We start from the raw sequence: 544 nt of genomic DNA on the forward strand, positions 1-544 counted from the left end.
GCCGTCCTAGCGGCTGCCGTTGTCTTCCTGCAGTTCCTTCTTGAACGGGATGTCCGGCGGCGGTCGTGCCACGGCCGGCTGGTCCTGCATGTTGGGATTGGTCAGGCCACAGCCGCCACCGGCCTGCAGGATCGAAATGACGCAGGAGATCCTGGTGTTGGTGCCCGGCAATGGAATCTCCATGGCCTTGACCCCCTTGCGCACCCACTCGGCCAGCAATGATTCCTGCGGTACCCAGTACTTGTCGAACGAGGTCGGCGTGTAGTCGTACGGCGGGCGCTTCAGCCAGGTGCCGGACTGCGCGATGCGCTCCTTGCTCCAGCCATCGTTGGCACCACCGGGCGCGCCGCGCTCTGCATGGCCGTCGCCCTCCTGGCCGGGTACACGCACGCTGCCATCGGCATTGAACAGGCCATTGCCCCGGCCGGCGGCGCTTGCCTGGCGGGCACCGTCGCTGCTGCCCTCGCGGTTGCGGCTGGATGCTCCCCAGTCATCGCCCTTGGCAGGTGTCGCCCAGTTGCCGGGATCGGGGGCAGGACGCGCG

The 544-nt window shown here is 68.0% G+C and carries 1 protein-coding gene; it reads right to left on the reverse strand.

The window, feature by feature from the left end; all coding sequences use genetic code 11:
• Nucleotides 1–6: 6 nt before the first annotated feature.
• Nucleotides 7–544: hypothetical protein (locus EN850_RS33405; protein WP_210237998.1), on the reverse strand; the 538-nt coding region annotated here is incomplete at its 5' end.

It is taken from the genome of Mesorhizobium sp. M8A.F.Ca.ET.207.01.1.1 (assembly GCF_004794715.1).
Lineage (GTDB): Bacteria > Pseudomonadota > Alphaproteobacteria > Rhizobiales > Rhizobiaceae > Mesorhizobium.